Origin of the sequence: Burkholderia sp. MS455 (assembly GCF_016899445.1) — a bacterium.
Lineage (GTDB): Bacteria > Pseudomonadota > Gammaproteobacteria > Burkholderiales > Burkholderiaceae > Burkholderia > Burkholderia pyrrocinia_C.
Genome location: NZ_CP041779.1, coordinates 1,183,748 through 1,204,701, shown reverse-complemented (window position 1 = coordinate 1,204,701; position 20,954 = coordinate 1,183,748). Strand labels below are relative to the sequence as shown.

13 protein-coding genes are annotated in these 20,954 nt (G+C 67.5%); 9 read left to right on the top strand and 4 right to left on the bottom strand.

Annotated elements, in window-relative coordinates:
- The first annotated feature begins 145 nt into the window (after positions 1–145).
- The 6 genes from FPJ27_RS24795 (at position 146) to FPJ27_RS24770 (ending at position 12,093) form a co-directional block, all read left to right on the top strand.
- Positions 146–2,110: an alkaline phosphatase PhoX gene (locus FPJ27_RS24795; protein ID WP_204426058.1), complete on the top strand. Its 1,965-nt coding sequence runs from the start codon at positions 146–148 to the stop codon at positions 2,108–2,110.
- A 606-nt stretch (positions 2,111–2,716) separates the two neighbouring features.
- On the top strand, positions 2,717–3,541 hold the full coding sequence (locus FPJ27_RS24790) for an IclR family transcriptional regulator (protein WP_072435943.1): 825 nt from the start codon (positions 2,717–2,719) through the stop codon (positions 3,539–3,541).
- A gap of 265 nt (positions 3,542–3,806) precedes the next feature.
- Complete coding sequence (locus FPJ27_RS24785) at positions 3,807–5,165, top strand: MdtA/MuxA family multidrug efflux RND transporter periplasmic adaptor subunit (RefSeq protein ID WP_204426057.1); 1,359 nt, start codon at positions 3,807–3,809, stop codon at positions 5,163–5,165.
- Between the two features lie 15 nt (positions 5,166–5,180).
- Positions 5,181–8,294 (top strand): MdtB/MuxB family multidrug efflux RND transporter permease subunit, encoded by a 3,114-nt coding sequence (locus FPJ27_RS24780; protein ID WP_204426056.1) that lies wholly within the window; start codon positions 5,181–5,183, stop codon positions 8,292–8,294.
- A gap of 3 nt (positions 8,295–8,297) precedes the next feature.
- Entirely contained in the window at positions 8,298–11,603 is a 3,306-nt protein-coding gene (locus FPJ27_RS24775; protein WP_204426055.1) for an efflux RND transporter permease subunit, read from the top strand.
- A gap of 106 nt (positions 11,604–11,709) precedes the next feature.
- Positions 11,710–12,093: a VOC family protein gene (locus FPJ27_RS24770; RefSeq protein WP_175962346.1), complete on the top strand. Its 384-nt coding sequence runs from the start codon at positions 11,710–11,712 to the stop codon at positions 12,091–12,093.
- 90 nt (positions 12,094–12,183) lie between these two features.
- Here the strand turns inward: FPJ27_RS24770 and FPJ27_RS24765 are convergent, their stop codons facing one another.
- Positions 12,184–13,641 carry an NYN domain-containing protein gene (locus tag FPJ27_RS24765; protein ID WP_204426054.1) on the bottom strand — a complete coding sequence of 486 codons (1,458 nt, stop codon included), beginning with the start codon at positions 13,639–13,641 and terminating at the stop codon, positions 12,184–12,186.
- Positions 13,642–13,918: 277 nt separating this feature from the next.
- On the opposite strand from FPJ27_RS24765, the gene FPJ27_RS24760 reads away from it, so the two are divergent.
- Positions 13,919–14,548: an SDR family oxidoreductase gene (locus FPJ27_RS24760; RefSeq protein ID WP_072435949.1), complete on the top strand. Its 630-nt coding sequence runs from the start codon at positions 13,919–13,921 to the stop codon at positions 14,546–14,548.
- A gap of 89 nt (positions 14,549–14,637) precedes the next feature.
- On the opposite strand, the gene FPJ27_RS24755 is transcribed toward FPJ27_RS24760, so the two are convergent.
- Positions 14,638–15,186, bottom strand: coding sequence for a peroxiredoxin (locus FPJ27_RS24755; RefSeq protein ID WP_175962343.1), 549 nt, complete (start codon positions 15,184–15,186; stop codon positions 14,638–14,640).
- Between the two features lie 277 nt (positions 15,187–15,463).
- Between FPJ27_RS24755 and cdpA the strand changes: the two genes are divergently transcribed.
- Together cdpA and FPJ27_RS24745 are read left to right on the top strand one after the other, a co-directional pair.
- Entirely contained in the window at positions 15,464–17,206 is a 1,743-nt protein-coding gene (cdpA, locus tag FPJ27_RS24750; protein ID WP_204426344.1) for a sensor domain-containing phosphodiesterase, read from the top strand.
- Between the two features lie 27 nt (positions 17,207–17,233).
- Positions 17,234–18,736 (top strand): HDOD domain-containing protein, encoded by a 1,503-nt coding sequence (locus tag FPJ27_RS24745; protein WP_204426053.1) that lies wholly within the window; start codon positions 17,234–17,236, stop codon positions 18,734–18,736.
- A gap of 101 nt (positions 18,737–18,837) precedes the next feature.
- Here the strand turns inward: FPJ27_RS24745 and FPJ27_RS24740 are convergent, their stop codons facing one another.
- A complete protein-coding gene (locus tag FPJ27_RS24740; RefSeq protein WP_072435952.1) occupies positions 18,838–19,632 on the bottom strand; it encodes an ABC transporter substrate-binding protein in 795 nt (264 codons plus the stop codon).
- A gap of 293 nt (positions 19,633–19,925) precedes the next feature.
- A complete protein-coding gene (gene astE, locus FPJ27_RS24735) occupies positions 19,926–20,954 on the bottom strand; it encodes a succinylglutamate desuccinylase (RefSeq protein ID WP_177318335.1) in 1,029 nt (342 codons plus the stop codon).

The window sequence follows — 20,954 nt, the reverse complement described above, 5'->3', positions numbered from 1 at the left end:
GCAGCATTACGTTTTCAATTCAAAAAACTTTCATCAAGCGTCCTTACACTTCCGTCTAGTTTTCATTTTGCCTTCGCGAAGCTTGCCGAACGCCTGCTTCCGCTTCGCGAAGGCCATTCTTCCAACAACTGAAACTGGACTCCACATGCCCGCGTTGCCCAATGCCGCCCGTCGTCAGGCCCTGAAGATCCTCGCCGGCGCGCCGATGCTTCCCCTTTCCGGCCTCGCGCTGCCGGCCCTGCTGACGGGTTGCGGCGGCGACGACAATCCGACGTCGACGTCGACGCCGGCCGCCGCCGCGTATACGTCGGCGACGTTCTCGGCGATGGCCGCACCCACGCTCGACAACGCGGCCGCGATGGCCACGACGACGGTCGGCTCGACGCTATCGGTGTCGTTCTCGGACGGCTCGTCGCGCAACTTCAAGCTCGCGTACCGGCCGTTCTTCGTGACGGGCGACATGGTGCCGGACGGCAAGGGCGGCACGACGCTCGCGGGCGGCTACTACGACATCAACAACCAGCCGATCATCGATCGTTCGGTAGCCGGCAAGGAGCGCCAGTTCTATTCCGACTGCCCGGACGGCAGCTCGCTGCTCACGCTGAAGAACGCGAATGTGCCGGGCGTGAAGGGCAACACGGTGTTCGCGGTCGTGCAGTTCGAATACACGACGCGCGACCAGGCCAGCGCATCGCAGTACGGCCAGCTGCCGTCGCCGATCGCGGTGCTCACGCTCGACCAGGATCCGGCCACCGGCGCGCTGAAGGTCGTCAAGTACCACAACGTCGACACGTCGAACGCGCACGGCCTGTGGATCACCTGCGGCGCGAGCCTGTCGCCGTGGGGCACGCACCTGTCGAGCGAGGAGTACGAGCCGGACGCGACGAAGGCCGCGACCGACGCGCAGTTCAAGGCGTTCAGCAGGAATACGTTCGGCGACGAGACGAAGGCGAACCCCTACCACTACGGCCACCTGCCCGAAATCACCGTGAACCCGGACGGCACGGGCACCGTGAAGAAGCACTACTGCCTCGGCCGCATCTCGCACGAGTTGATCCAGGTGATGCCGGACCAGCGCACCGTGATGATGGGTGACGACGCCACCAACGGCGGCCTGTTCATGTTCGTCGCCGACAAGGCGGCCGACCTGTCGGCCGGTACGCTGTACGTCGCGAAGTGGGCGCAGACGTCGTCCGCCGGCGCGGGCACGGCGACGCTTACGTGGATCAGGATCGGCCACGCGACGAGCGGCGAGATCGAAGCGCTCGCGAACACGCTGAAGGCGTCGGACATCATGGACCTGACGACCACCGACCCGAACGATGCGAGCTACACGAAGATCCACTTCGGCGGCAAGTTCAACTGGATGCGCGTGAAGCCGGGGATGGAAAAGGCGGCCGCGTTCCTCGAGACGCACCGCTACGCGGCGCTGCTCGGCGGCAGCATGGCGTTCACGAAGCTCGAAGGCACGACCGTGAACGCGAAGGACAAGATCGTCTACACGGCGATGTCGCGGATCGAGACGTCGATGGTCAAGGGCAACGCGGTGTCGCGCGACGTCGCGGTCGACAAGAAGATCGCCGCGGGCGCCGTCTACGCACTGAACCTGAAGGGCAGCCAGCGCGACACGACGGGCAGCGCGATCGACAGCGAATGGGTGCCGGTCGACATGGGCGCGCCGGCCGCGCTCGTCGGCGAGGATCTCGCCGCGGCCGACGGGCTCGGCAACCTCGCGAACCCGGACAAGATCGCGAACCCGGACAACCTGAAGTTCTCCGAGAAGCTGCGCACGCTCTTCATCGGCGAAGATTCGGGCATGCACGTGAACAACTTCCTGTGGGCCTACAACGTCGACACGAAATCGCTCGTGCGCGTGCTGTCGTGCCCGGCCGGCGCCGAATCGACGGGCCTGCACGCGGTCGACGAGATCAACGGCTGGACGTACGTCATGAGCAACTTCCAGCACGCGGGCGACTGGGAATCGCCGCTGCACGACAAGGTCAAGCCGACGCTCGACCCGCTCGTGCGCGCGAACTTCAAGGACCGCTTCGGCGCCAGCGTCGGCTACCTGACGGCCGAGCAGACCAGCATCAAGCTCGCGAAGGCCTGACCGCTTCGTGCGAGGGGGGCCTTGCGCCCCTGGCCGGCCGCCCCTAGTCGGGCGCTCCTTTCTTCATCACCGTTCATTCGTCGGCGCTCCACGCCGGTTTGTGCGCGATGCCCACTGCGGGCATCGCGCTTTTTTTTGCGCGCGCGAATCGAACCTGCCGCGAATGCATCGCGCACAAGCATGCTCCGCCGGACGTTCGGACGGACGTTTTCTGCGATCGGGGGATAATACGGGCCTGACGCGTCCGGGCGGACGGGCAAAAAAAAGCGCCACGGAGACCGTGGCGCTAAAAAAGTTCTAGCCATTCCGAGGGCCGTGCTAGAACCTGAGAGACTGCGCGAAACACCGTTGCCGGTTAAACTCCTGAAACGATGTTTCGAAAACGTGAGACATTCTTTCCGTTTCCGCCCGACAAGTCAAGCGGTATTTGCACCGGCTCATGCACTTTCCGGCAAGGCTCCTTTGAGCGTTTTCCTAATAAACCAAGGGTGAACCCGCAAAATCTCATCCAATGACCAGTTCACCCACGGAACATGCATCTTTTGACAATCGTCCTACAATACCAACAAAATTGAAATCGAGTTTCGGAAATAGAGAGAATCCCTCGTGTCGACAACTGTAACCTCTTCCGCGTCCCGAGATCGTGAATCGTCGCCGGACGAGATCACCGCGCTCGCCCGCGGCCTTGCCGTGCTGCGCCGCATCGCGGCTGCCGACGCGCCCGTCAGCAACCGCGAGCTGACCGAACTGACCGGCATCCCGAAGCCGACCGTGTCGCGCATCACCGCGACGCTGGTCAGCGCCGGCTTCCTGTTCCAGTTGCCCGACAGCGAGCGCTTCGTGCTCACCGCGTCGGTGCTCGAACTGAGCCACGGCTTCCTGCGCAACTTCGACATCCGCGCGCGTTCGCGGCCGTTCATGATCGAGCTGGCCGAACGCACGTCGCTGTCCGTGCACCTTGCGGTGCGCGACCGGCTCGACATGGTCGCGATCGACGTCATCCGGCCGCGCTCGGCCGTGCTCGTCACGCGCCTCGAAATCGGCTCGCGGATGGACATCGCCCGCACGGCCGTCGGCCGCGCGTATCTCGCGGCACTCGAGGACGACGAGCGGCGCCAACTGCTCGATTCGCTGCGCACGACGGCGGGCGACGACTGGCCGCATGTGTCCGCGAGGCTCAATCCCGCGCTCGACGAAGCGATGCGCGAAGGCCACGCGATCGCGATCGGCGAATGGCGCGAGGGCCTGAATGCGGTCGCGGCCGGTTTCGTCGGCCCGTCGGGCCAGCGTTATTCGGTGAATTGCGGCGGTGCGTCGCACCAGTGTCCGCCCGAATGGCTACAGGAACATGTCGTACCCGCCCTGCACGAATGCATCGCGAAAATCACCCGCGAGATCGGCGGCGCGCCGGCCCGGCGCATCGGCGTGTAATCGTTCCGTCATCGTCCTGCCGCGTTCCGTCGCGTTCTGTAACGACCGTAACCCGTTGAAAGATAGACCGCTGGACTGTAACGGGGACGGCACGTAGGATCATGCCCATCGTCGCGCCGCATTCGCGGTGCGCACAGCTCTTTTCCCGCGCGGGTCGGGTGGGCACCGGACCGAGCCGGGTTGCCCCTCCCGGCACCGCTCGCCCACGCGCAGCCAAGAGCAGTCCGATTCCCGGCACGCCGCGCCGTCTTCCCGACAGAACACGATGGATAACGAACAAAATCCCACGCCCCCTTCGAAAGATCCCGCATCTCCCGCCGCACGGCGCCCGCGCCGCACGCTGATGATCGGGACGCTCGCGGTCGTCGTCATCGGCGGCCTGCTGTGGTGGCACCCGTGGAATCGCACGTCGGCGGCCAAGCCGGGTGCCGGTAGCGCGGCCCAGGGCGCGAGCGGCGCCGGCGGCCATCGCGGCCGCGGCGGTCCCGCCGCGATGGCGAACGTTCCGCAGCCCGTGCAGGTGGCGACCGCGACGCAGGGCGAGATGCCGATCGTGCTGTCCGCGCTCGGCACCGTGACGCCGCTCGCGAACGTGACGGTGAAGACGCAGTTGTCGGGCTATCTGCAGTCGGTGTCGTTCCAGGAAGGCCAGATCGTCAAGAAAGGCGACGTGCTCGCGCAGATCGACCCGCGCCCGTACCAGGTGTCGCTCGAGAACGCCGAAGGCACGTTCGCGCGCGACTCGGCACTGCTCGCGACGGCGCGCCTCGACCTGAAGCGCTACCAGACGCTGCTGTCGCAGGACTCGATCGCGTCGCAAACCGTCGACACGCAGAAATCGCTCGTCAAGCAATACGAAGGCGCGGTGAAGACCGACCAGGCCGCGATCGATTCCGCGAAGCTGAACCTTACGTATGCGCGCATCACCGCGCCCGTGTCGGGCCGCGTCGGCCTGCGCCAGGTCGACCCCGGCAACTACGTGACGCCGGGCGACAGCACCGGCATCGTCGTGATCACGCAGCTGCAGCCGATGAGCGTGATCTTCACGACGTCGGAAGACAACCTGCCGCAGATCCTCAAGCAGGTGAACGCGGGCCAGAAGCTGTCGGTCACCGCGTACAACCGCAACAACACGGTGCCGCTCGAGACGGGCTCGCTCGCGACGCTCGACAACCAGATCGACACCAGCACGGGCACGGTCAAGCTGCGCGCGAACTTCGATAACAAGGAAGGCATGCTGTTCCCGAATCAGTTCGTGAACACGCGGCTGCTCGTCGACGTGATGCGCGATGCGACGATCGTGCCGACGTCCGCGGTGCTGACGGGTTCGATCGGCCAGTTCGTCTACGTCGTGAAACCCGACAACACGGTGACGGTGCGCAAGGTCAAGCCCGGCCCGGTCGACGGCGAACGCACGAGCATCGTCAGCGGCATCGCGCTCGGCGAGCGCGTGGTGACCGACGGCTCCGACCGCCTGCGCGAAGGCGCGAAGATCTCGATCCCGGCCGACAAGCCGAAAGGCGCGTCGGGCGCGCGCGGCGCCGGCGCGGCGTCGGGTGCATCGGACGCCGGCGGCCATCGCGGCGGACACCGGCACGGCGCGTCGCAAGCAGCGGCCCGATAACGCGCGGGCCGCTCGATGAATCCATCCCGTCTCTTCATTCTCCGGCCGGTCGGCACCGCCCTCCTGATGGCGGCGATCATGCTGGCCGGCCTCGTCGCGCTGCGCTTCCTGCCGCTCGCCGCGCTGCCCGAGGTCGACTACCCGACGATCCAGGTCCAGACCTTCTATCCGGGCGCGAGCCCGGAGGTGATGACCTCGTCGGTCACCGCGCCGCTCGAACGGCAGTTCGGGCAGATGCCGTCGCTGAACCAGATGTCGTCGCAAAGCTCGGCCGGCGCGTCGGTGATCACGCTGCAGTTCTCGCTCGACCTGCCGCTCGACATCGCCGAGCAGGAAGTGCAGGCCGCGATCAACGCGGCCGGCAACCTGCTGCCGTCCGACCTCCCTGCCCCGCCGATCTACGCGAAGGTCAACCCGGCCGACGCGCCGGTGATCACGCTCGCCGTCAAGTCGAAGACGCTGCCGCTCACGCAGGTGCAGGATCTGGCCGATACGCGCCTCGCGATGAAGATCTCGCAGATCGCGGGCGTCGGCCTCGTCAGCCTGTCCGGCGGCAACCGCCCGGCCGTGCGGATCCAGGCGAACCCGACCGCGCTCGCGCAGTACGGGATGAACCTCGACGACCTGCGCACGACGATCTCGAACCTGAACGTGAACACGCCGAAGGGCAACTTCGACGGCCCGACGCGCGCCTACACGATCAACGCGAACGACCAGCTCACGAGCGCCGACCAGTACAACAGCGCCGTCGTCGCGTACAAGAACGGCCGCCCGGTGATGCTCACCGACGTCGCGACGGTCGTCGCCGGCTCGGAGAACACCAAGCTTGGCGCGTGGGTGAATTCGGAGCCCGCGATCATCCTGAACGTGCAGCGCCAGCCCGGCGCGAACGTGATCCAGACGGTGGACGCGATCAAGGCGCAGTTGCCGAAGCTGCAGGAAACGCTGCCGGCCGCGCTCGACGTGCAGATCGTCACCGACCGCACGACGATGATCCGCGCGGCCGTGCGCGACGTGCAGTTCGAGCTGCTGCTCGCGGTCGGGCTGGTCGTGCTGGTGATGTACCTGTTCCTCGCGAACGTCTACGCGACGATCATCCCGAGCCTGTCGGTGCCGCTGTCGCTGATCGGCACGCTCGCGGTGATGTACCTGGCCGGCTTCTCGCTGAACAACCTGTCGCTGATGGCGCTCACCATCGCGACCGGCTTCGTCGTCGACGACGCGATCGTGATGATCGAGAACATCGCGCGCTACGTCGAGGAAGGCGAATCGGGGCTCGAGGCCGCGCTGAAGGGCTCGCGGCAGATCGGTTTCACGATCATCTCGCTGACGGTGTCGCTGATCGCGGTGCTGATCCCGCTGCTGTTCATGGGCGACGTGGTCGGGCGCCTGTTCCACGAATTCGCGATCACGCTCGCGGTGACGATCGTGATCTCGGCGATCGTGTCGCTCACGCTCGTGCCGATGATGTGCGCGAAGCTGCTGCGCCATTCGCCGCCGCCGGAGAGCCACCGCTTCGAGGCGCGCGTGCACCAGACGATCGACTGGGTGATCGCGCGCTACGCGGTCGCGCTCGAATGGGTGCTGAACCGCCAGCGCTCGACGCTCGTCGTCGCGCTGCTGACGCTCGTGCTGACCGGCCTGCTTTACGTATACATACCGAAGGGCTTCTTCCCCGCGCAGGACACCGGCGTGATCCAGGCGATCACGCAGGCGCCGCAGTCGATTTCGTACGGCGCGATGGCCGAACGCCAGCAGGCGCTCGCGGCCGAGATCCTGAAGGATCCGAACGTCGAAAGCCTCACGTCGTTCATCGGCGTCGACGGCAGCAACATCACACTGAACAGCGGCCGGATGCTGATCAACCTGAAGGCGCGCGACGAGCGCTCCGAGACGGCGGCGCAGATCATCCGCGACCTGCAGCACCGCGTCGCGAACATCACGGGCATTTCGCTCTTCATGCAGTCGGTGCAGGACCTGACGATCGACTCGACCGTCAGCCCGACGCAGTACCAGTTCATGCTGACGAGCCCGAATTCGGACGAATTCGCGACCTGGGTGCCGAAGCTCGTCGCGCGGCTGCAGCAGGAGCCGTCGCTCGCCGACGTCGCGACCGACCTGCAGAGCAACGGCCAGTCCGTCTACATCGAGATCGACCGCGCGAGCGCCGCGCGCTTCGGCATCACGCCGGCGACCGTCGACAACGCGCTGTACGACGCGTTCGGCCAGCGCATCGTGTCGACCATCTTCACGCAGTCGAACCAGTACCGCGTGATTCTCGAGTCCGAACCGAAGGAGCAGCACTACGCGAAATCGCTGAACGACATCTACCTGCCGTCGGCCAGCGGCGGCCAGGTGCCGCTGTCGTCGATCGCGTCGTTCCACGAGCGGCCGTCGCCGCTGCTGGTCGCGCATCTGTCGCAGTTCCCGTCGACGACGATCTCGTTCAACCTCGCGCCCGGCGCGTCGCTCGGCGAGGCCGTCAAGGCGATCGAGGCCGCCGAGAAGGACATCGCGCTGCCCGCGTCGTTCCAGACGCGCTTCCAGGGCGCGGCACTCGCGTTCCAGGCATCGCTGTCGAACCAGGTTTTCCTGATCCTCGCGGCGATCATCACGATGTACATCGTGCTCGGCGTGCTGTACGAAAGCTACATCCACCCGATCACGATCCTGTCGACGCTGCCGTCGGCCGGCGTCGGCGCGCTGCTCGCGCTGATGATCACCGGGCACGACCTCGACATCATCGGGATCATCGGCATCGTGCTGCTGATCGGCATCGTGAAGAAGAACGCGATCATGATGATCGACTTCGCGCTCGACGCCGAACGCAACGAAGGCAAGCCGCCTCGCGAGGCGATCTTCCAGGCGTGCCTGCTGCGCTTCCGGCCGATCCTGATGACCACGCTCGCCGCGCTGCTCGGCGCGGTGCCGCTGATCGTCGGCTCCGGCGCGGGCTCCGAACTGCGCCAGCCGCTCGGGATCGCGATCGCCGGCGGCCTGATCGTGTCGCAGGTGCTGACGCTGTTCACGACGCCCGTGATCTACCTCGGCTTCGACTCGCTCGCGCGCCGCGTGCGCGGCTGGTTCGAACGCCATGGCCCCGCTGCCGGCACGCGCACGGATGCGTAAGCCATGAACCTGTCGCGCCCCTTCATCACCCGCCCCGTCGCGACGACGCTGCTCGCGCTCGGCGTCGCGCTCGCGGGCCTGTTCGCGTTCATCAAGCTGCCGGTGTCGCCGCTGCCGCAGGTCGACTTCCCGACCATCTCGGTGCAGGCGTCGCTGCCCGGCGCGAGCCCCGAGACCGTCGCGACCAGCGTGACGAGCCCGCTCGAGCGGCACCTCGGCTCGATCGCCGACGTGTCCGAAATGACGTCGACGAGCACGGTCGGCAACGCGCGGATCATCCTGCAGTTCGGCCTGAACCGCGACATCGACGGCGCCGCGCGCGACGTGCAGGCCGCGATCAACGCGGCGCGCGCCGACCTGCCCGCCTCGCTGAAGAGCAACCCGACCTACCGCAAGGTCAACCCGGCCGATTCGCCGATCATGGTCGTGTCGCTCACGTCCGAAACCTCGTCGCCGGCGAAGCTGTACGACGCGGCGTCGACGGTGCTGCAGCAGTCGCTGTCGCAGATCGACGGGATCGGCCAGGTGTCGGTGAGCGGTTCCGCCAACCCGGCCGTGCGCGTCGAACTCGAACCGCAGGCGCTGTTCCACTACGGGATCGGCCTCGAGGACGTGCGCGCGGCGCTCGCGTCCGCGAACGCGAACGCACCGAAGGGCGCGATCGAATTCGGCCCGCAGCGCTACCAGCTCTATACCAACGACCAGGCCTCCGACGCGTCGCAATACCGCGACCTCGTCGTGGCGTACCGCAACGGCTCGGCCGTGCGGCTGTCCGACCTGTCCGACGTCGTCGATTCGGTCGAGGACCTGCGCAACCTGGGTCTCGCGAACGGCAAGCGAGCGGTGCTCGTGATCCTGTACCGCTCGCCCGGCGCGAACATCATCGAGACGATCGACCGCGTGCACGCGGCGCTGCCGCAGCTCACCGCGTCGCTGCCGGCCGACATCACGGTCACGCCCGTGCTCGACCGGTCGACGACGATCCGCGCGTCGCTGAAGGACACCGAGCACACGCTGCTGATCGCGGTCAGCCTCGTCGTGATGGTCGTGTTCCTGTTCCTGCGCAACTGGCGCGCGACGCTGATCCCGAGCGTCGCGGTGCCGATCTCGATCATCGGCACGTTCGGCGCGATGTACCTGCTCGGCTTCTCGATCGACAACCTGTCGCTGATGGCGCTGATCGTCGCGACCGGCTTCGTCGTCGACGATGCGATCGTCGTGCTCGAGAACATCTCGCGGCACATCGAGAACGGCAAATCGCGGATGCAGGCCGCGTTCGACGGCGCGCGCGAGGTCGGTTTCACGGTGCTGTCGATGAGCATCTCGCTCGTCGCCGTGTTCCTGCCGATCCTGCTGATGGGCGGCATCGTCGGGCGCCTGTTCCGCGAGTTCGCGCTGACGCTGTCGCTCGCGATCGCCGTGTCGCTCGCGGTGTCGCTGACCGTCACGCCGATGATGTGCGCGCGCCTCTTGCCCGAGTCGCACGACCCGCGAAGCGAAGGCCGCTTCGGGCGCTTCCTCGAGCGCGGCTTCACGCGCATGCAGCGCGGCTACGAGCGCTCGCTGTCGTGGGCGCTGCGCCGGCCGCTGCTGATCCTGATGACCCTGTTTGCAACGATCGGGCTGAACGTCTACCTGTACATCGTCGTGCCGAAGGGCTTCTTCCCGCAGCAGGACACCGGGCTGATGATCGGCGGCATCCAGGCCGACCAGTCGACCTCGTTCCAGGCGATGAAGCTGAAGTTCTCCGAAATGATGCGGATCGTGCAGAGCAACCCGAACGTGAAGAGCGTCGCGGGCTTCACCGGCGGCACGCAGACCAACTCGGGCTTCATGTTCGTCACGCTGAAGGACCGCACCGAGCGCAAGCTGTCGGCCGACCAGGTGATCCAGCAACTGCGCCCGCCGCTGGCGGACGTCGCGGGCGCGCGCACGTTCCTGCAGGCCGCGCAGGACATCCGCGTCGGCGGCCGGCAAAGCAACGCGCAGTACCAGTTCACGCTGCTCGGCGATTCGAGCGCCGACCTGTACAAGTGGGGGCCGATCCTGACCGAGGCGCTGCAAAAGCGCCCCGAGCTGACCGACGTGAACTCCGACCAGCAGCAAGGCGGCCTCGAGGCGATGGTGACGATCGATCGCGCGACGGCCGCGCGGTTCGGCATCAAGCCCGCGCAGATCGACAACACGCTGTACGACGCGTTCGGCCAGCGCCAGGTCTCGACGATCTACAACCCGCTGAACCAGTACCACGTCGTGATGGAAGTCGCGCCGAAATACTGGCAGAGCCCCGAGATGCTGAACCAGGTATGGATCAGCACGTCGGGCGGCAGCGCGAACGGCTCGCAGACCACCAACGCGGCGGCCGGCACCTACGTCGCGACGTCGGCCGGCACGTCGAGCGCCGGCACGGCCGCGCAGAGCGCCGCGGCGATCGCATCCGATTCCGCGCGCAACCAGGCGCTCAACTCGATCGCGGCCAGCGGCAAGTCGAGCGCGTCGTCGGGCGCATCGGTATCGACGTCGAAGTCGACGATGATCCCGCTGTCGGCGATCGCGACGTTCGGGCCGAGCACGACGCCGCTGTCGGTCAACCACCAGGGGCTGTTCGTCGCGACGACGATCTCGTTCAACCTGCCGCCGGGCGTGTCGCTGTCGCAAGCGACGCAGGTGATCTACCAGACGATGGCGCAGGTCGGCGTCCCGCCGACGATCGTCGGCAGCTTCCAGGGCACCGCGCAGGCGTTCCAGCAGTCGTTGAACGACCAGCCGATCCTGATCCTCGCCGCGCTGCTGGCCGTCTATATCGTGCTCGGGATCCTGTACGAGAGCTACATCCACCCGATCACGATCCTGTCGACGCTGCCGTCGGCCGGCGTCGGCGCGCTGCTCGCGCTGCTGCTGTTCAAGACCGAGTTCAGCATCATCGCGCTGATCGGCGTGATCCTGCTGATCGGCATCGTGAAGAAGAACGCGATCATGATGGTCGATTTCGCGATCGACCAGACGCGCAACAACCGGAAGTCGTCGTTCGACGCGATCCACGAGGCGTGCCTGCTGCGCTTCCGCCCGATCATGATGACGACGATGGCGGCACTGCTCGGCGCGCTGCCGCTCGCGTTCGGCAGCGGCGACGGCGCCGAGCTGCGCGCGCCGCTCGGGATCGCGATCGCCGGCGGCCTGGTCGTGTCGCAGGTGCTGACGCTCTATACGACCCCGGTCGTCTATCTGTACATGGACCGGCTGCGCGTGTGGGCCGAGAAGCGGCGCAACCGCCGGAATCCGGGCGGGCCGGCGGTTGCCGGGGAGTGACGGCAGCGGCTGCCCGTCAGGCGGCCGCTTTCCGCGCTTGAACACCGGCGGCGATCGGCTATCGTGTTTCCATGCCCACCGCCGGCACCCTTCCCCGGAACACGCCATGAACGTCCAGTTGAACCACACGATCGTCTGGTGCCGCGACAAACACGCGTCGAGCCGCTTCCTCACCGAGCTTCTGGAACTGCCGCCGCCGACGCCGTTCGGCGCGATGCTGGTCGTCGCGCTCGACAACGGCGTGTCGCTCGATTTTTACGAAAAGACGGGGGAGATCGCGGCGCAGCATTACGCGTTCCTGACCGACGAAGCCGGCTTCGACCGCGTGTTCGCGCGCATTCGCGAGCGCGGGCTGCCGCACTGGGCCGATCCGGCAAAGCGGCAGCCCGGCGACATCTACCGCCACAACGGCGGCCGCGGCGTGTATTTCGACGATCCGGACGGCCATTTCCTCGAAGTGATGACGCGGCCGTATGTGCTGAACGGTTAGCTCGGCAGGCCGGCCGGCGTTGCGCCGGCCGGTATTGCGCGGGCCGGGTGCCGTCCTGTTTCGGACGATCCCGGCCCGGCTGCGGTTTATTTACTCGGTAGCCGCCGTCTTGCGCGGACGACGCGCGCGCGGCGCCGCCTTGCGGGCCGGCTTCTTCGGCTTGGCAGCGGCCGGTGCTTCGGCAGCCGATTCGACCGGCGCGGCGTCATGCGACGGCTGCGCCGCGGCAACCTCGCCGCCGAAATCGCCGGCCGCCGGCTCGGCGTGCGTCACCGCGGCGTGCCGGTCGTCGCCCTGCCCCGCATCGCGATGTGCGTCGTCGGCATGCCTGCCGTGCGCGTGCTTGTCGCCACCGTGCTGCGCCGCGCCATGCGCGGCATCGTCCGGCTTCCCGGCCTCGTGACGGCCGGCGCTCTTCGCGGCGGCGGTTTTCTTCGCGCCGGTCTTCTTCGCCGCACTCTTGCGTGCGCGCTTGCGGCCGTCCTTCGCGTCGCCGTGCGCATCGGCCGCGTCGGCCGTGACGGCAGGCGCGACCGCCGCTGCGTCGGCGACTTCGGCAACGACCGCCTCCTGCGCTTCGACCTGCACGCTTTCGTGCACGACCGCTTCCGCCCGCTGCCCGCGACGTCGCGATTCGCGCCCGGCCCGCGCCGGCTCCGCCGCGCGCGTGCCGTGGTGCGCGGCGGCGCCTTCACCGCCCGCCGCGACGTGCTCCGCGGCCGCCGGCTGGCGTGCCCGCGACACGAACGCGCCCGACTTGTCGTCGCGCCCCACTTCGAGCAGGCCGCGCGCCTGCGCCTCATCGAGCAGGTTGCCGAACGCGCGGAACCCGTAGTACGACTCGTTGAAATCCGGCTTGCGGCGCTTGATCGCGCTCTTGAGCACCGACGCCCAGATCTTGCCGACGTCGTCGCGCTCAGACGCGAGCGCGTCGAACGTCTCGACCGCCAGCGCGATCGCCTCGGCCTTGCGCGCGTCCATGTCGTGCTTGCGCGACGGCTCGTCGGGCCGCTTCGCGCCGCCGTTACCGGCGCGCTGCTGTTGTTCGCGCTTCGCGAGCGTGCGCTGCTGCTCGCGCACCAGATCGTCGTAGAAGATGAATTCGTCGCAGTTCGCGACCAGCAGGTCCGACGTCGATTTCTTCACGCCGACGCCGATCACCTTCTTCGCGTTCTCGCGCAGCTTCGACACGAGCGGCGAAAAGTCCGAGTCGCCGCTGATGATCACGAACGTATCGACGTGCGACTTCGTGTAGCAGAGATCGAGCGCGTCCACGACGAGCCGGATGTCGGCCGAATTCTTGCCCGACTGGCGCACGTGCGGAATCTCGATCAGCTCGAAGCTCGCCTCGTGCATCGACGCCTTGAAGCCCTTGTAGCGATCCCAGTCGCAATAGGCCTTCTTCACGACGATGCTGCCCTTCAGCAGCAAGCGCTCCAGCACGGGCTGGATGTCGAATTTCTCGTACTTCGCGTCGCGCACGCCGAGCGCGACGTTCTCGAAGTCGCAGAACACGGCCATGCTGACGTTGTCCAGGGGTAATGCCATGTGTACTCCAACCGGTTGGCCGACGCGTTATGGGACGTAGCGTCGAAAAATGCATCGCGCACATGATAGCCGGTCGGCGCGTCATTCCCGAATCCGTGTGAATGAATGACCGCCCGAACGTGCGCCATGTCGCCGGGGGCCGCGTATCCACGCCGGCAGTCCGCGCCGGTACGCCCCTTATTACCTGTGCGCCGCCGCCGCGATTCGACATTACACTTGAGTTATCGGTCGTCCGTCCCTATCTGGGAGGATGACGCATCGAGCAAGGAGCGGTTTCATGACGACGAAGGTACTGCTGATTGGCGCGACCGGCCGCACCGGCCAGGCCTGCGCGGATCTGCTGCTCAAGCAGCCGGAATTCGAGGTGACGGCGCTGGTGCGCCGGCAAGGCTATGCGCTGCCGGGCGCGAAGGTCGTCGAGGCCGATCTGACGGACGATTTCTCGCACGCATTCCAGGGCATCACGCACGTGATCTATACGGCCGGCTCGGCCGAATCGGAAGGCGCGGCCGAAGAGGAGCAGATCGACCGCGACGCGGTCGCCCGCGCGGCCGAGTATGCGCTGGCGTACAACGTGCAGAAGCTCGTCGTGATCAGCTCGCTGTCCGCGTACTGGCCCGAGCAGAGCCCCGACGCGCTGCGCCACTATTCGCAGATGAAGCGCGAAGGCGACGAGCGCGTGATCGCATCCGGCGTCGACTACGTGATCCTGCGCCCCGGCCCGCTCACGGACACGCCGGGCGTCGGCAAGATCGCGCTGACCGAGGAGCGCGTCGAGCCCGCGCCGCCGGTATCGCGCCAGGATGTCGCCTGGGCCGCGATCGAGGCGATCAAGCTCGGCATCTCGCGCAAGATCGTCGGCTTCGTCGGCGGCGGCGTGCCGATCGAGCAGGCATTGCGCGCATAACGCGGCTCCACGCGCGCCGCCTCGCGAGGCGGCGCGTTTTCCCGCGCCCGCGGCCCGCACGACGGGCCGCTTACGCGTGGGCCTGCCGCCTACTGCTTCGGATGCGCGTCGGCCCACGCCTTCACGGCGGCCAGCGTGTTCTCGACGTGCTTGTCGGGCGACAGGCTCGTGTATTCGTACAGAATCTTCCCTTCCGGCGAAATCACGTAGGACACGCGGTTCGCGCGGTCGAGCGCCGGCAGCTTCGCGTCGTATTCACGGATGATCTTCGCGTCCGGATCGGCCGCGACCGGGAACTTGCTCCGGCACTCGCTCACCGAGAATTTCGTCAGCGTGTCGATATTGTCTGCCGATACGCCGATCACCGTCGCGCCATAAGCCTTGTAACGGTCGACCGCATCCGCGAACGCATGCGCCTCGATCGTGCAGCCCTTCGTGAACGCGGCCGGGTAGAAATACAGCACGACCGGCCCATGCTTCAGCGCATCGGCGAGCGAGTACGTGTAAGTCTTGCCGCCCAGCGACGCCTGCGTCGTGAAGTCCGGCGCCGCTGCGCCCGGCTTCAGTTCCGCCTGTGCCATCAGCGCATGGCCGGCCACCAGCGCCGCCGCGGCGCCCAGCAACAGTTTTCGCTTCATCTGCGTCCTCATTTCTTATAAAGTCAGCCTCGATGTAGGCCACGTTGGCGTTCGCCTGTCGAACGCACGTGCATGATCCGGTCCAGCGGCAGCGCCATCCGCGCCCGGCCCGTTAAAGATTCCGCACAGTCTGCCGTTATTCCTTCCGGACAACCGGTTCCAGCCCTTCACGTCAGCGAGAAACATGGAAGCCAACAGGAAACAGACGTCACGCAAGGGCTCCTGGCGCAGCGCCTTGCATACGCTGCGCCGCTTCGCCTGGTCGGGCGGCGCGCTGATGCCCGCGCGCGCCGGCGCGCCGCGGCGCGACGACTCCGTGCGCAACTGGCTGGAACAGACGGTCGGCACGGTGGATTTCCTCGCCCATGTCGACCGCGAGCTGCGCTTTCTGTACGTGTCCGACGCGAGCCTGCGCTTCATCGGCTACCACCGCGACTACCTGCACACGCTGACGCTGCGCGACCTGATCGCCGAACAGGATACCGCGGCGCTCGAAGGCCTGCTTGCGCGCGCCGCGCATTCGGGCCAGGTCGAGAAGGCGACGATGTGCATCGTCAAGTCGCTGACCTATCCGCTCGACGTCGAGATCCGCGCGTTCAAGAGCCGTCACCTCGGGGTCGACGGCTTCGCGATCGCGGCGTTCGACGTGTCGTCGTGGCGCGCACTCGAGGCGCGCCTCACGTACGAAATGCACCACGATCCGATGACGGGGCTCGACAACCTGTCCGCGCTCGTGCCGGCGCTGATGCGCGCGCAGCAGACCGCCGACGAGGACGGCACCTGCGCGGCGCTGCTGCTGCTCGACCTCGACGACTACCAGCGGATCAACCGCGCGCTCGGCTACGACGCGGGCGACACGCTGCTGCGCGAAACCGCGCAGCGGCTGAAGGCACTCGTCACGCCGAACGAACGGCTCGCGCGCGTCGCAAGCGACAAGTTCGCGATCGTGCTCGGCGCGCCGGACCGCGCGCAGGCGAGCCATGCCGCCGACGCGCTCGCGCGCCGGCTGCAGGCCGCGGTGCGCGAACCCTACGTGTACCAGGGGCAGACGGTGCATTTGTCCGCCAGCATCGGCATCGCGCTCTATCCGGACGAGCGTGCCGCGCCGCATCGCGCGCAGCACCACAGCCCGCTGCTGCGCCGCGCCGATCACGCGCTCGCGCAGGCGAAGGCATCGGGCGGCAACGCGCTCGCGTTCCATGCGCCTGTCGACGATCCGGCCGACGCCGAACGGCTGAAGCTCGAAGCCGATCTGTACGACGGCGTGCGCAACGGCGAGTTTTCGCTCCATTTCCAGCCGATCACGCACAGCCAGTCGTGCGCGGTGGTCGGCGTCGAGGCGCTGATCCGCTGGCGCCATCCGGTGCACGGCCTCGTGCCGCCGGCGACCTTCATTCCGCTCGCCGAATCGATCGGCCTGATCAACTATCTCGGCAACTGGGTGCTCAAGGCCGCGTGCATGCAGCTCGTTGCGTGGGACCGTCAGGGGCTCGCGCTGCAGTACGTGGCGGTCAACGTGTCGCCGCAGCAGTTCCGCGACCCGCGCTTCACGCAGAGCGTGCGCGAGGCGATCGCGCTGACGGGCATCGACCCGCGCCGCATCGTGCTCGAAATCACCGAAAGCCTGCTGATGCACGACCCCGCGCACGCGAAGGGGCTGCTCGAGGAGCTGACCGATCTCGGCATCCGTTTCGCGATCGACGATTTCGGCACCGGCTATTCGAGCCTCGCGTACCTGCAGCGCTTCCCGCTTGCGAAGCTGAAGATCGACCGCAGCTTCGTCGAGAACCTGCTGACGTCGCGCAACGACCGCGCGATCGTGTCGGCGGTGGTCGGGCTCGCGCAGACGCTCGATCTCGAGCTCGTCGCCGAAGGCGTCGAGACCGAGGCGCAGCGCGAACTGCTGACGGAGATGGGCTGCAATCACATCCAGGGCTGGCTCGTCTGCCAGGCGCTGCCGTCCGAGGAACTCGCACGGCGCTTCGAGGCGCAGCAACTGCACCTGCACGCCGCCGCCTGACACGCGCGGCGAACCGGACAGATCCGTATGTCAACCACCGAATACCTGCCCCGCACCGCATTGCTCGACAAGCTGTGGGCCCGGATGAACGAACGGGGCGACTTCCCGCTGCTGTCGGAATCGCTGCGCGCGACGATGGCCGCGATGAAGAACGACGACCTCGACTTCACAGCGCTCGTGCGCGTCGTGCTGTCGGATTTCGCGCTCACGCAGAAAGTGCTGCGGCTCGCGAACTCCGCGATGTACATGGCGTTCGGCGGCAACATCACGACCGTCACCCGCGCGCTGATGGTGCTCGGCCTCGACGCGGTCGGCCATCTCGTCGTCGGGCTGAAGCTCGTCGACCATTTCCACCACAGCACGCCGCGACGCATCGACGCGAAGCTCGAACTGAACCGCGCGCTGCTGTCCGGCTGCGTCGCGCGCAAGCTGACCGAGCACGCCGAGCTGCGCGGCGGCGAGGAAGCCGTCGTCTGCACGCTGATGCGCCAGGTCGGCAAGCTGCTGGTGGTCTGCTATCTCGACAGCGAATGGGACCGGATCCGCCGGCGCACGGCCGAACTGAACGGCGACGAAGCGGCCGCATGCATCGACGTGCTCGGCGTCGGCTTCGACGAGATCGGGCTCGAAGCGGCCGCGCGCTGGCGGCTGCCCGACGTGATTCGCGCGGGGATGGCCAACGACGATCACGCGGCCCACGCCGACGCGTTCGACGACGAATACGACGACGACCGCAACGCGGGCCATGCTGCCGACGACGGCCCGGCCGACCGCGTACGCTGGCTGCGCGCGGTGAGCCGCTGCTCGACCGAGGTCGCGAGCGCGCTCGTGATGCCCGTGAGCCCGCAGCGCGACGCGCGCATTGCGACGCTCGCGCAGCACTACGGCATGGAGCTCGACATGGAGTCCGACGCGCTAGTCGAGATCGCCGAGCTGCTCGCGCGCGAGGAAGCGAGCGACACCGTGATGCGCGAGATCGTCGAGCTGCGCGCGAACGCCGATGCGATCGCGCGCGCGCAGGCCGAGCCCGAGGCATGCCTCGAAGCCGGCCTCGCGGACCTGCGCGCGCTGCCGTCCGAGCATGTGCTGACGCCGGTGCTCGCGCTCGCGTCGGAAAGCCTGCTGGCCGGCCTCGCGTTCACGCGCACCGTGATGTTCGTGCGTCACGTCGACGGCACGTTCGCCGCGCGCCTCGGCTTCGGCCCCGGCGTCGATACGGCGCTCGACCGGCTGCGCTTCGACGAACGCTTCGAGCCGGACGTGTTTCATCTCGCGATCACGAATTCGGTCGGCATCTTCATCGAGCAGGCGCAGGAACCGAAGATGCTCAAGCGCCTGCCCGCGTGGTATCTGGACGCGTTCGACGACACGCGTGCGTTCGTGCTGCTGCCCGTGCGGGTCGGCACGACGACCGTCGCGCTGCTGTACGGCGACTGGGCAGGTGCGCAGCCCGCGCGCAAGATCGCGCAGCAGGAGATGAGCGTGCTCAACGAGCTCGCGCGCGAACTGGGCCGGTTCTTTCCCGCGTAGCGCGGCCAGCGGCGGCCTGCCCGCGTCGTTTCCAGCCTCCCGAACGCAAACCGGCCGCATGAGCGGCCGGTTTGCTTGCATCGTGCGATCGAACGAAACGCTTATTTGAGCGTCACGGGCACGCTGAAGTACTTCTTCGCGAGGTTGTCGATCGTGCCGTCGGCCTTCAGGTCCTTCAGCGCCTGATCGAGCGCGGTCTTCAGCGCCGCGTCGTTCTTGCGCAGGCCGAAGCCGACGCCCGAGCCGAGGATCTCGGTGTCGCTGACCGTGCCGCCCGCGAACGCGAAGCCCTGGCCTTGCGGCTTGGTCAGGAAGCCCTTCGAACCGGCTTCCGAATCCTGGAACGTCGCGTCGAGACGGCCCGACTTCAGGTCGGCATAGGCCAGATCCTGAGTCTGGTACGGCACGACTTCGACGCCGGCCGGCGCCCACTTCTTCTTCGCGTATGCTTCCTGGATCGTGCCCTGCAGCACGCCGACGCGCTTGCCCTTCAGCGATTGCGGGGTCGGCAGCAGGCCGCTGCCCTGCTTCGCGATCAGCTGGTTCGGAATCGTGTAGATCGGATCGGTGAACGCGATCGCGTGCTTGCGCTGGTCGGTGATCGTCATGTCCGAGTTGATCGCGTCGAACTTGCGCGCCTGCAGCGCGGGGATCAGGCCGTCGAAGTCGTTCTCGACCCACACGCACTTCGTCTTCAGCTTCGCGCACACCGCGTTGCCGATATCGATGTCGAAGCCGGTCAGCTTGCCGTCGGGCGTCTTGTATTCGAACGGTGCGTACGAGGCCTCGACGCCGAACCGGATCTCCTTCAGATCCGCGGCAAACGCGCTGCCTGCCGCCGCCACCGATGCCGCCACCACCGCGTGCGCGGCCACTTTACGCCAATCCAACTTCATCAGGTGCTCTCCTCGATACTCGAATGTTCCGGAACTACGGGCGCTTGCATCATTGCAGGGCCGGATGGCCGCGACAATGTCGATGCCGCGCCGTGATGCGGCGCAACAGCCGCAAGGCCGCGATTGTACCAATCCGCGCGGCCCGATATGGCAAAGCGGCCGCCCGCGCGCGATGCTGCGGTGCGTGCACGGCGCCGGCCGTGTCGGCAGCCGAACTTGCAAGACGATGTCGCAAATATGCAAGGCCGCGGGCCGCGTGCCGTCGCGGCCGCGCAATCGGTCGGGACACGCGCTCAGACAAGTGCCGCGAGCGTCTCGCGCGTCGTGTCGACGACGAGCAGTCCCGCGCGCAGGCCCGGCTTCACGGTCGGGTTCGGAAACACGATCCGTTCCTCGTCGTGCGTCACCGTGTAGCGGTAGTCGCCGTCCTGCGCGAGCACCGTGCCGCGCGCGAACGCGGTGAAGTTCGCGACGTCGGCCGCGACGAACAGCTCGAGCGCGTCGCTCTGCTTCGTGATCTGGTCGATCACGGTGAATACACGCGGCAACTCGGCCCCGGCGTCGCTCCGCGCACCCGATACGAGTCGACGCACGGCTAGGTCGGCCGGCGCGAAGCGCGTCAGGTCGTTCTGGCCGAACGGCCGCACCTTGCCGAGTTCCAGCGTGCATGCGAGCGCGCCGCAGTGCTCGGCCGTGAAATGCGAATACGTGTTGCCCTTCGCCGTATGCAGCAGCACGGCCGCGATGCGCGCGTCGCCGAGCCATTCGACCATCGTGCGCGTCGGCGGCGTGCCGGTATGCGGCAGCAGCGCGAACTGTTCGAACACCGACGCGCGGATCGCCGTATGCATGTCGATGTGCCAACGCACGCCGCCCGCCGGCGCCGCCGCGAAGAACGCGGCAGCCGCCGCTTCGAGCCGCGCGGCGCGCGGCGCTTCGCGGCTCGCGGGCACCTGCGCGTGACGGCCGCTGAACAGGCGATTCAGGTCGTCGTCGAGATAACGCTCGCCGGCACGCATCGCCGGCACGTTGCCGAGCACGACCAGCAGCCGGCACGCGAGCGGCAGCGCGCCCGATGCGAGATCCCGCACGAGCATCGACAGCAGCTCGATCGGCGCCGTCTCGTCTCCGTGCACGCCCGCCGATACGAGCACGCTCGCGCGCGCCGCACCGTCAGCCGCGGCCGGTTCGAGCGCGAGCAGCCCGTCGCCGAGCCATTGCCAGCGGACTGCCCCGCCCGCGCAGGCGCCGTCCGTCGCGGCCGGCACGGTGCCGGCCAGCGTGAACGCGAGAAAGTCGTCGAGCGGCGCGGCGGCGGACAT

What these genes read in the sequence shown, in the direction of transcription:
- FPJ27_RS24755 (WP_175962343.1), bottom strand. Translation starts at nt 15,186, where the DNA reads ATGAAGCGAAAACTGTTGCTGGGCGCCGCGGCGGCGCTGGTGGCCGGC.
- FPJ27_RS24795 (WP_204426058.1), top strand. Translation starts at nt 146, where the DNA reads ATGCCCGCGTTGCCCAATGCCGCCCGTCGTCAGGCCCTGAAGATCCTC.
- FPJ27_RS24745 (WP_204426053.1), top strand. Translation starts at nt 17,234, where the DNA reads ATGTCAACCACCGAATACCTGCCCCGCACCGCATTGCTCGACAAGCTG.
- FPJ27_RS24740 (WP_072435952.1), bottom strand. Translation starts at nt 19,632, where the DNA reads ATGAAGTTGGATTGGCGTAAAGTGGCCGCGCACGCGGTGGTGGCGGCA.
- FPJ27_RS24785 (WP_204426057.1), top strand. Translation starts at nt 3,807, where the DNA reads ATGGATAACGAACAAAATCCCACGCCCCCTTCGAAAGATCCCGCATCT.
- astE (WP_177318335.1), bottom strand. Translation starts at nt 20,954, where the DNA reads ATGTCCGCCGCCGCGCCGCTCGACGACTTTCTCGCGTTCACGCTGGCC.
- FPJ27_RS24770 (WP_175962346.1), top strand. Translation starts at nt 11,710, where the DNA reads ATGAACGTCCAGTTGAACCACACGATCGTCTGGTGCCGCGACAAACAC.
- FPJ27_RS24775 (WP_204426055.1), top strand. Translation starts at nt 8,298, where the DNA reads ATGAACCTGTCGCGCCCCTTCATCACCCGCCCCGTCGCGACGACGCTG.
- FPJ27_RS24765 (WP_204426054.1), bottom strand. Translation starts at nt 13,641, where the DNA reads ATGGCATTACCCCTGGACAACGTCAGCATGGCCGTGTTCTGCGACTTC.
- FPJ27_RS24780 (WP_204426056.1), top strand. Translation starts at nt 5,181, where the DNA reads ATGAATCCATCCCGTCTCTTCATTCTCCGGCCGGTCGGCACCGCCCTC.
- FPJ27_RS24760 (WP_072435949.1), top strand. Translation starts at nt 13,919, where the DNA reads ATGACGACGAAGGTACTGCTGATTGGCGCGACCGGCCGCACCGGCCAG.
- cdpA (WP_204426344.1), top strand. Translation starts at nt 15,464, where the DNA reads ATGCCCGCGCGCGCCGGCGCGCCGCGGCGCGACGACTCCGTGCGCAAC.